This is a genomic window from uncultured Winogradskyella sp. (assembly GCF_947495255.1).
Lineage (GTDB): Bacteria > Bacteroidota > Bacteroidia > Flavobacteriales > Flavobacteriaceae > Winogradskyella.
Window position 1 is genome coordinate 267,814 of sequence record NZ_CANLYI010000004.1, and the last position, 10,265, is coordinate 278,078.

General features: G+C 31.9%; 8 protein-coding genes. All 8 read left to right on the forward strand.

Features of this window, described 5'->3' with window-relative positions; genetic code table 11:
- The first annotated feature begins 59 nt into the window (after positions 1 to 59).
- The 8 genes from Q0807_RS08070 (at position 60) to Q0807_RS08105 (ending at position 10,263) form a co-directional block, all read left to right on the forward strand.
- Entirely contained in the window at positions 60 to 1,370 is a 1,311-nt protein-coding gene (locus Q0807_RS08070; protein ID WP_299108425.1) for a trehalase family glycosidase, read from the forward strand.
- A 9-nt stretch (positions 1,371 to 1,379) separates the two neighbouring features.
- Complete coding sequence (locus tag Q0807_RS08075) at positions 1,380 to 1,979, forward strand: GNAT family protein (RefSeq protein WP_299108429.1); 600 nt, start codon at positions 1,380 to 1,382, stop codon at positions 1,977 to 1,979.
- Positions 1,976 to 3,682, forward strand: coding sequence for a sodium/solute symporter (locus Q0807_RS08080; protein ID WP_299108431.1), 1,707 nt, complete (start codon positions 1,976 to 1,978; stop codon positions 3,680 to 3,682). Before Q0807_RS08075 ends, Q0807_RS08080 begins: the two co-directional genes overlap by 4 nt.
- 11 nt (positions 3,683 to 3,693) lie before the next feature.
- A complete protein-coding gene (locus Q0807_RS08085) occupies positions 3,694 to 4,818 on the forward strand; it encodes a glycerate kinase (protein ID WP_299108433.1) in 1,125 nt (374 codons plus the stop codon).
- Positions 4,819 to 5,790, forward strand: coding sequence for a type I phosphomannose isomerase catalytic subunit (locus tag Q0807_RS08090; protein WP_299108435.1), 972 nt, complete (start codon positions 4,819 to 4,821; stop codon positions 5,788 to 5,790).
- Between the two features lie 408 nt (positions 5,791 to 6,198).
- A complete protein-coding gene (locus Q0807_RS08095; RefSeq protein ID WP_299108437.1) occupies positions 6,199 to 8,421 on the forward strand; it encodes a glycoside hydrolase family 3 protein in 2,223 nt (740 codons plus the stop codon).
- Between the two features lie 19 nt (positions 8,422 to 8,440).
- Complete coding sequence (locus Q0807_RS08100; RefSeq protein WP_299108440.1) at positions 8,441 to 9,292, forward strand: prolyl oligopeptidase family serine peptidase; 852 nt, start codon at positions 8,441 to 8,443, stop codon at positions 9,290 to 9,292.
- A gap of 11 nt (positions 9,293 to 9,303) precedes the next feature.
- Positions 9,304 to 10,263 carry an SMP-30/gluconolactonase/LRE family protein gene (locus Q0807_RS08105; protein ID WP_299108442.1) on the forward strand — a complete coding sequence of 320 codons (960 nt, stop codon included), beginning with the start codon at positions 9,304 to 9,306 and terminating at the stop codon, positions 10,261 to 10,263.
- The last annotated feature ends 2 nt before the right edge of the window (positions 10,264 to 10,265 follow it).

Genomic DNA, 10,265 nt, shown 5'->3' on the forward strand with positions numbered 1-10,265 from the left:
GTTGGCATAGATTGATTAGATTTTATGTCAATGCTTTCTTTTAAAATTCACAATTTACAATGATAGATAATAGCTTAATTAAGAAGGCAGAAGAAGTTCTCAATAATAATTTTAGAGAAGACAAAGGTTTTACAATACCATGTGAAGGGTTGTATCCTTTTCAATGGAACTGGGATTCTGGTTTTATTGCTGTAGGATTTGCACATTATGATACTAACAAAGCCAAACGAGAGGTAGAAGCTTTATTAAGTGCACAATGGGAAAATGGATTTATACCACATATCATTTTTCATAACGATAGTGATACTTATTTTCCAGGGCCTGAATTTCATCAGTCTAAATTACATCCTTTAGCTTCAAAAAGTCACAGAACTACAGGTATGACGCAACCACCTGTTTTAGGTTTTGTGTTAAAGGAAATGTATGACATTATTGAAGACAAAGCTGATATCCTCAATTTCATAAAGCAAAATATAGATAAGGTATTTAATAATCATCAACATTTCTATACACATAGAGACCCAAACCAAGAAGGTTTAGTTTTTATTTATCACAATTGGGAATCAGGTACAGACAACTCACCAATTTGGGATGATATTTGGGATACAATGGATCCACCAAATTATAAATTTGAACGTAGAGATACAACCCATGTTGATGCGGCACAAAGACCAACAAACAGAGAATACGATTACTATTTGCACCTTATAGAAATTGCCAAAGCGCATAATTACGATGAAGCTAAAATAGCAGAGCTTTCACCTTTTTTAGTTCAAGACCCACTTTTTAATGCCATGTTAATTAAATCTAATGCCGCATTAATTGAACTTTATGAGCTGATTGGTGATTCTGAAGATAAAATAAAAACATTACGTCAGTGGCAAACAAAAGCTATTGCAAGATTTAATGAAAAGTTATTTAATGAAAAACTTGGCGCATATGTGCATTACGATCTTAGAAACGAAAAGCAGATAGAGTTTTTATCATCATCATCTTTTGCACCGATTTTTGCAGACATTCCTAATCAGGAAAGAGCAGAGATTATTGTAAAAACAATGATGGATAAATTTGGTAGTGAAGATAGATACTTATGTGCATCTTTTGATCCAGATAGTGATAGATTTAATCCTAAAAAATATTGGAGAGGACCAGTTTGGATCAACCTAAATTGGTTACTTTTTAAAGGCTTAAAATCTTACGGTTTTTATGATATCGCAAATCGTGTGAAAGACGATTCTATTCAATTAATAGAACGCTATGGTTTTTACGAATATTTTGATTCAAGAAAAGAAATAACCGAAAATGCAGGTTATGGAGGTAATAATTTTTCATGGAGTGCTGCTTTGTTAATCGACTTATTGAAGCGTTAATTTTTTAATATGATGATTCTTAACTTTTCTGAAGATTATATTTTAGAAAATGAAAGAGTAAGGTTGTTACCCTTACAAATATCTCATATAAAAGAATTAATTAAAATTTCAAAAGAAGAGAGTATTTGGATTCATTTTTTTGAAAAAGGAAATAATATCGAATCATTAACAAATTATGTGATTTCTGCGATAAATTATAGAAATCTAAAAAAGGAGTATCCATTTGTAATTTACGACAAATCAAAAAAGCAATTTGCTGGTTGTACAAGACTTTATGACTATTCTGAAGAATTAAATACTATTAAACTTGGGCATACTTGGCTTGGTAAAGATTTCCAAGGAACTAAATTGAATAAAAACGTAAAGTATTTATTATTCGATTTTGCTTTCAATAAATTGCAAGTAGAAAGGATAGGTTTTGGAGCCTATAGTGATAATGAAGTAAGTATAGCAGCAATGCTTAGTGTTGGCTGCAAAAATGAAGGTGTATTACGAAATATGTTTCCAAGTATAGATGGCATCGGAAGAACTGATGCTGTGTTAATGAGTATTCTAAAAGACGAATGGAAAGATTCAATTAGAGTACAGTTAAAAAATAAATTAACATGAATTGGTTAGATTATACAATAATTGCAATTTACCTCATTGGCTTTATGGCTATGGGTTATTTTTTTAAGGAAAATAAGAATTCAAAAGATTATTTTCTAGGAGGCAAAAGCCTTGGATGGTTTCCATTAAGTTTATCTACAATGGCAACGCAATTATCTGCTATTAGTTTTATTTCTGCACCAGCATTTGTTGGTCTAAAAGCTAATGGTGGAATGAAATGGTTAACTTTTGAGTTTGGTGTACCATTAGCTATGATTGGTATTATGTTCTTTATAATTCCGCCATTATACAAATCAGGAATTGTAAGTATTTATGAATATTTAGAACGTCGTTTTTCAAAATCTACAAGAAAACTTATAAGTGTTGTTTTCCAAATTAGTCGTGCTTTAGGTACTGGAGTTATGGTTTTTACTATGGCTTTAATTATTCAGTCTGTCGTTGGTATAAGTTTTCATTGGACGTTACTTATTATAAGTGTTGTAACACTTGTGTACTCTTATCAAGGCGGAATGAAAGCTGTGGTTTGGGGAGATGCTATACAGATGATTATTTTGTTTTCGGGCTTAATAATATGTCTTATTGTTGGGTATTCATTAATGAAAGATACCGGAACTTTTAAAGGTTTTGATCCAGAACGACTTCAGGTCATTGATTTTTCTAATCTTGGTTTTTTTGATGGAGAAGAATATGGATTTTGGCCAATGCTTTTAGGTGGTTTATTTTTATACCTATCTTATTATGGTACTGACCAAACACAAGCACAACGTTTGCTTTCTGCAAAAAATGAAGGGACTATAAGAAAACTATTATTAGCAAACGGACTGCTTAGGTTTCCGGTAGTTTTAGTGTATTGTATTATGGGATTAGTGATTGGCTATTTAGTAAGCAACGTTCCAGAATTTTACGAAAGTATTAAAGAAACAACACGTATTCATTATCCTGCAGAATATGCAAAATCTGGTATTAAACCAGACTTAATGGTTCCTGTTTTTATAACTAAATATTTACCAAATGGACTTATCGGAATATTAATGGTTGGTATTATGTCTGCAGCAATGTCATCATTGAGTTCCACAATTAATTCATTAAGTGCTGTGACTATAGAAGACTTTTTTAATAGTGGAGAAAAGAAACTTTCCGAAAAAAAATACATGCTTTTATCAAAAGGTTTGGTGGTATTTTGGGGAGTTGTCTGTATTTTGGCAGCCTATCTTTTCGGTAATAGTGAAAGCACAGTGATTGAGTTAATTAATGCTATTTCATCTTTATTTTATGGACCAATATTGGCAGCTTTTGTGATTGCAATCTTTTTAAAGAAAGTAAACCATATTGGGATGAATGTAGCAATAATAACAGCTGTGGTTGTCAATCTAATATTTAAATACTTACCAGAGTTAGTGTATTTCTTTAGTCAAGGAAATTTCTATTCTGGCGATGGTTCTATTCATGTAGCTTTAGCTGAATTAGGTATTAATAATATTCCCGATTTGTTTTGGATTTGGTATAACCTAACAGGCTTTGTTATAGCTATAGTAATGGCAATAATAGTGAGCAAATTAACGAGTAAAATACCAGCTAAGAAAATGGATTTATCGTATTCGTTTAACACAAAAGATTTATTGAAGAAAGAGAGCGTTATTTTAATGTCATTTTTCATCTTAATTCTTGTGGTGAGTTATTTTCTTCCAAGCATGTTAAGTTAGATGTATCATTCATGAAAATTATTTTAGCACCAGACAAATACAAAGGCTCACTTACAGGACTTGAATTCTGTAATATCATTGAACCAATTTTAAAAGCTTCATTAAACGCAGAAGTTATAAAAGTACCATTAGCCGATGGTGGAGATGGTACAATTGAAGTTGTTAACTACTATTTAAAAGGAGAGGCTATTCAGACCGAAGTTATTAACCCTATTTTTAAGCCTGTTATAGCCTCTTATTTATATTCAGAAGCCACCAAAACGGCTTTTATAGAAATGGCAGAAGCCTCAGGAATGAAGCTTTTACATCCCAAAGACCAAAACTGTATGGAAACAACAACTTTTGGCACCGGAGAATTAATTCTTAATGCTATAAATAGAGGAGCTCAACATATTATTTTAGGGATTGGTGGAAGTGCCACAAACGATTGTGGTATTGGTATGGCGAAAACCTTAGGTTATCGGTTTTTAGATGAAAATGACAATGAAGTGAAGCCAATTGGTGGAGAACTTGCTAATATTTATAAAATCGATGAATCTCTTAAAGATAAAAGGTTAAGTACTATTAAGTTTCAAATTGCTTGTGACGTTACTAACCCACTTTACGGACCAAATGGAGCTGCATATGTCTATGCAAAACAAAAAGGAGCTTCTGATGAAGAAATTAAATATTTAGATTTTGGATTACAAAAATTCTCAAAAGTTTTAGACAAACATTTTAGCATTCAGACTCAAAATATTGAAGGTGCAGGAGCAGCAGGCGGAATGGGAGCAGGTGCTACAGCTTTTTTAAAAGGAGAGCTTTTACCAGGTATTGACCTCATAAAACAGATAGCAGATTTTGATGCAAATATTAAGACTGCAGATTGGATTATTACAGGCGAAGGTAAATTAGATGACCAAACCTTGTCTGGTAAAACGATAAGTGGTGTTTTATCTTCTGCAAAGAAACATAAAATAAAAGTAGCTGCTTTTTGTGGAAGTACCGATTTACAATCTGATGAATTAAATGCAATGGGAATTAATTATAGCGATTCTATTATGAGTCTGGCAAAAGACCTAGATGATGCTTTGACAAATACATCACAGTATTTAGAAAATATGACTAGAACATTTATTGAAAAAATTAAAAAATAAATGGAATTATACCCTTTAAAATTTAATCCAGTTTACAGTTATCGAATTTGGGGAGGAGACAAACTAAAAACAGTTTTGAATAAAGATTATACGCAAGATTCTATTGGTGAATCTTGGGAAATATCTGATGTTGAAAACAATGAAACATTAGTGAGTGAAGGTCCTCTAAAAGGAAAATCGTTAAAAGAATTAATCACTGAGTTTAAAGGAGAGCTAGTTGGCGATAACGTTTATAAAACTTTTGGTAATGACTTTCCATTGTTAATTAAATTTATAGATGCAAAAACACCACTGTCAATTCAGGTACATCCTAGTAACGAATTAGCAAAAGAGCGTCACAACTCGTTTGGAAAAAACGAAATGTGGTACGTTATGGAAGCTGAAGAAGATGCAGAATTGATTATTGGGTTCAATAAAACTACCAATAAAGACAACTATCAAAAGCATCTTAATAATTCCACACTTCGTAATATTTTAAATATTGAAAAAGTAGATAAAGGCGATACATTTTATATTCCCACAGGTAGAGTTCATGCTATTGGAGCAGGTGTTTTGTTGGCGGAAATTCAACAAACCTCTGATATCACATATCGCATTTATGATTATGATAGAATAGACAAGACTACTGGAAAAAAAAGAGAATTACACACAGATTTGGCATTAAATGCTATAGACTTTAATTTTTACGAAGATTATAGATCGAGATATTCAAAAGAGATTAATTCAGAGAATGAATTAGTGAATTCACCATATTTTAAAACCAATTTTCTTCATATTAAAGGTGAAATGTTTAGGGATTTAAAGGAGCTCGATTCTTTTGTAATTTATATATGTGTAGAAGGTATTTTACAAATGAACGATAAGAATCAAAATATAAGTCTTAAAAAAGGTGAGACGATACTGATTCCGGCAAATACGGATGGTTTAAAATTTACTTCTAAAAATGCTAATATTTTGGAGGTATTTCTATAATTAGACTTGGTACCATATAGCTGGTATTAAAACCAAAATTATTTAAAAAAGACTTTAGTTTTTAGCTAAGGTCTTTTGCTTTTAAAATAGGGAAGCTAAAGACTTTTATTATTATTCAAATTAAAAAATGAGAAACTTTTAGGTTTATTTTTAATGAATAGCACTGTTTAATTGTTGTTTCAAAAATCTAATCAATTAAGTGTTTTTTTATTATGTAAAATTAGAGGATGTGCGTTATACCCATTAAACATTGAGATTTAGCTGATTTATGCAACAAATGTATTAATGTTCGCATCATTAGTTTTACTGTAAAATTTTCATTTCATATAGCTTTACTTTCACTAAGAGTTTAATCTTGTTCTCATTTAGAATTAGATTATTTTAAACCTAATTAACTAAATATTTTATATGAATTTTGTTTCTAAATATTGCAAAATAGCATCATGCCTTTCCCTAATAGTTTTACTTCTTAATTGTGAAAACAAAGACTCCAAAAAATCAGATAGTAACGTTTCAGATTTTAATCAAATAGAAGCTAAAATAGATTCTATAATTCCATTATTAACTTTAGAAGAAAAAGTGGCTATGTGCCACGCACAATCAAAATTTAGTACAAAAGGGGTTGAGCGTTTAGGTATACCAGAAATTTGGATGGCAGACGGACCACATGGTGTAAGAGCTGAGGTGAGTTGGGATGATTGGGCTTATGCTGGTTGGACAAATGATTCTATTACAGCATTTCCTGCATTAACATGTTTGGCTTCAACTTTTAACCCTGAGTTAGCTAATAAATATGGTTTTAGTCTTGGAGAAGAGGCACGATATAGAAAAAAGGATATCATATTAGGACCAGGTGTAAATATTTATAGGACACCAATGAATGGTCGTAATTTTGAGTATATGGGTGAAGATCCATTTTTAACATCTACTATGGTTGTACCATATGTAAAAGGTTTACAATCTACAGGTGTTGCAGCATGTATAAAACATTTTGCACTCAATAATCAAGAACGTTGGAGAGATAAAGTAGATGTTTATGTAAGTGATCGTGCCTTACACGAAATCTATTTACCAGCCTTTAAAGCAGTTGTTACGGAAGCAGATGTTTGGGCCATAATGGGAGCTTACAATAAGTTTAGAGGACAATATACAACGCACCACGAATTGTTAACCAAAAAGATTTTAAAAGGAGATTGGGAGTATGATGGTGTTGTTGTTAGTGATTGGAGTTCTGCCCACACTACAGATGAAGCAGCTTATTTTGGCCTAGATTTAGAAATGGGAACAGGTACAGATGGTTTAGGACTTACAACGGCTAATCATTATAGTCAATATTATTTAGCAACGCCATTTTTAGAGAAATTGAAGTCTGGTGAGATTCCTGAATCTGTGGTAGACGAAAAAGTAAGACGTATACTAAGGCTAATGTATCGCACCAATATGAGCGAAAATCGTCCTGTTGGTCGTGCTAATACCAAAGCACACCAAGATGTTGCTAGAAAAATAGCCACAGAAGGTATTGTACTTTTAAAAAATGACAATAATTTTTTCCCTATTGAAGATAAAAAAGAATTAACCATTGCTGTAATAGGTGAAAATGCAACACGATCTATGACTGCAGGTGGTGGATCTTCTGAATTAAAACCAAAATTTGAAATTTCACCATTACAAGGGTTACAAGAGCGTTATAAAAATGCAACGATTACGCACGCATTGGGTTATCATTCTGGTAAATCTATATATGATGAAATTGTTCCTTCTACTTATAATGCAGATTCCTTAAAGTTAGAAGCTATACAAGTTGCTAAAGAGGCAGATATTGTATTGTTTGTTGGTGGTTTAACGAAAAGCCATTTACAAGATTGCGAAGGTGATGATAGAAGACAATACAAATTACCATTTGGTCAAGAAGAATTATTAAGTGCGGTAAAAGCGGTTAATAAAAAGGTCGGTTTTGTATTAGTTACAGGTAATGCTGTTGAAATGGAATGGTTAAATCAGGTCGATGGCGTTATTCAAACATGGTACTTAGGTTCTATGGCTGGCCATGCCATTGCTGATGTTATTAGTGGAGATGTTAATCCTTCTGGTAAATTACCATTTTCATTTCCAAAAAAATTAGAAGATAATGCTGCAATGTCATTTGGAGAAACATCTTATCCTGGTGTAGATATGAAGCAAGAATATAAAGAAGATATCTTAGTTGGTTACCGTTGGCACGATACTAAAAATATAGAATCTCAATATGCTTTTGGTTACGGAATGTCTTACACCTATTTTAAGTTTGATAACGTTTCTGTAGATAAAGAAAGCTATATAAAAGATGAAAAAATAAAGATATCATGCCAAGTTTCTAACACAGGAAATCGTGAAGGTGCAGAAGTAGTTCAGATCTATATTGGTAAATCCGATTCTAAAGTGAAACGTGCTCTAAAAGAACTTAAAGGGTTTTCTAAAGTTAATTTAGAACAAGGTAAATCAGAAACAATTGAAGTTTCTATTGATGTGAATAAACTTGCTTTTTATGACGAATCAATTTCAGATTGGAATTTAGAGAAGGGAGATTATAATATATACGTAGGTAACGCCTCTAATAACATTTTTGAAACATTAAAAATTAATATAAAGTAAGGTTGTGCTAAGTCTATAAATGAAAATAGTTGTTATTCTTTTATTCTTATGTTTTGGTTGTAATAACGGTTCTAATGAAACGTTGCTTACTCCTGAAAAAATAGATGAATTATTAGTAAAAAACACGTTTAAGGCGAGTAACAATTTAGAGTTGCCTTATCGTTTATTTAGCCCATATAATCAAAGTGTTGAGAAAAAACCTCTCATTGTGTTTTTGCACGGAAGAGGAGATAGAGGAAGTGATAATAGTCCTAAGACATATCATGAGTTTGGATTTGTTACAAATCTAAACTCTCTTGTCTCAAAACAATTACAATCTAAATATCCAAGCTATATAGTAGTACCACAATGTTCTGCTAAAACTGAAAATGAAGAATGGGCAAAATGGGTTGGCAATAGTCCCGAAACTCCTTTTGATGGCTTAGGGGAAGATGGTTCATATATTTTAAATGACGAATCTTCTGCATCTGGACAAGCGGCTTTACAGCTTATAGAAAATCTAATTGAAAATAAGAATATCGATAAAGACAGAATATATATAATAGGCTTGTCTATGGGAGGATTTGGTGTTTGGGAATTTACAGCACGAAAACCAAATTTGTTTGCAGCAGCTGTGCCAATGGCAGGTTACTCAGACCCTTTTCAAATAGAAAACATAAAGCATATTCCCTTTTGGATTTTTCATGGAAGCACAGATAAATGGAACCCTGTAGAAGGATCAAGAACTATGTACAATTTATTATTAGAACAGGATGCAGATGTTACCTATACCGAATATAAAAACACAGGTCATGGAGACGCATTTAAAAAAGCATTTAATGAGCCAGAATTATTGTCTTGGCTTTTTTCAAAATCAAAAAACAGCAATTAAACCATAACTTTATGCTAAAATATTTTCTCTATGTTTTACTTTCCGGAACTTTATTAGGTTGTGGAGCTATGAGTGATAAAATGAATACTACAGAAGAAAACAAAGTTATTTTAGCCTACCAAACAAAAGCTGAATTAGGTGAAGGTGCTATTTGGAATTATAAAACCAAAGAGCTTTATTGGATAGATATAGAAGGTAAATCTTTAAATATTTACAACCCAAAAACTAATTTAAATAAGGTTTTAGAAACACCATCTAGAATAGGAACTGTTGTTCCAAAAAACAGCAAAGAGGCTTTAATAGCATTAGAAGATGGTATTCATACTATAGACTTAGAAACAGGGACAACTTCTATATTTTTAAACATGAAAGACGCCTTAAAAGGTAGAAGGTTAAATGATGGTAAGTGTGATCCTTCAGGCAGGTTTTGGGTAGGTTCTATGCATTTTAGTCAAACCAAAGGAGAGGCTAAACTTTTTTGTATTACTAATGAACCTAATATTGAAACCAAAATAGATAGTGTTACTATTTCTAATGGTATTGTTTGGACAGCAGACAAAAAAACAATGTATTACATAGATACACCAACATCACAAATTAAAGCGTATGATTTTAATAATGAAACAGGTGAAATATTTAATGGAAGAGTTGCTGTTGAAATTCCTGAAAATTTAGGTTTTCCTGACGGAATGACTATAGATGAAGAAGACATGGTTTGGGTTGGTATGTGGAATGGCAATGCCGTTATTCGCTTTAATCCAAAAACAGGAAAAGTACTTCAGCGAATTCAAGTTCCTGCTCATAACATTACATCTTGTGCCTTTGGAGGCGACAAATTAGAAACACTTTATATAACCTCAGCAAGATTAGATATGACGGAAGAAGAATTAAAACAATACCCATTAGCAGGTTCGGTTTTTAAAGTTGTACCTGGCGTAAAAGGCGTGAACAGCACCTTTTTTAAAAATTGATT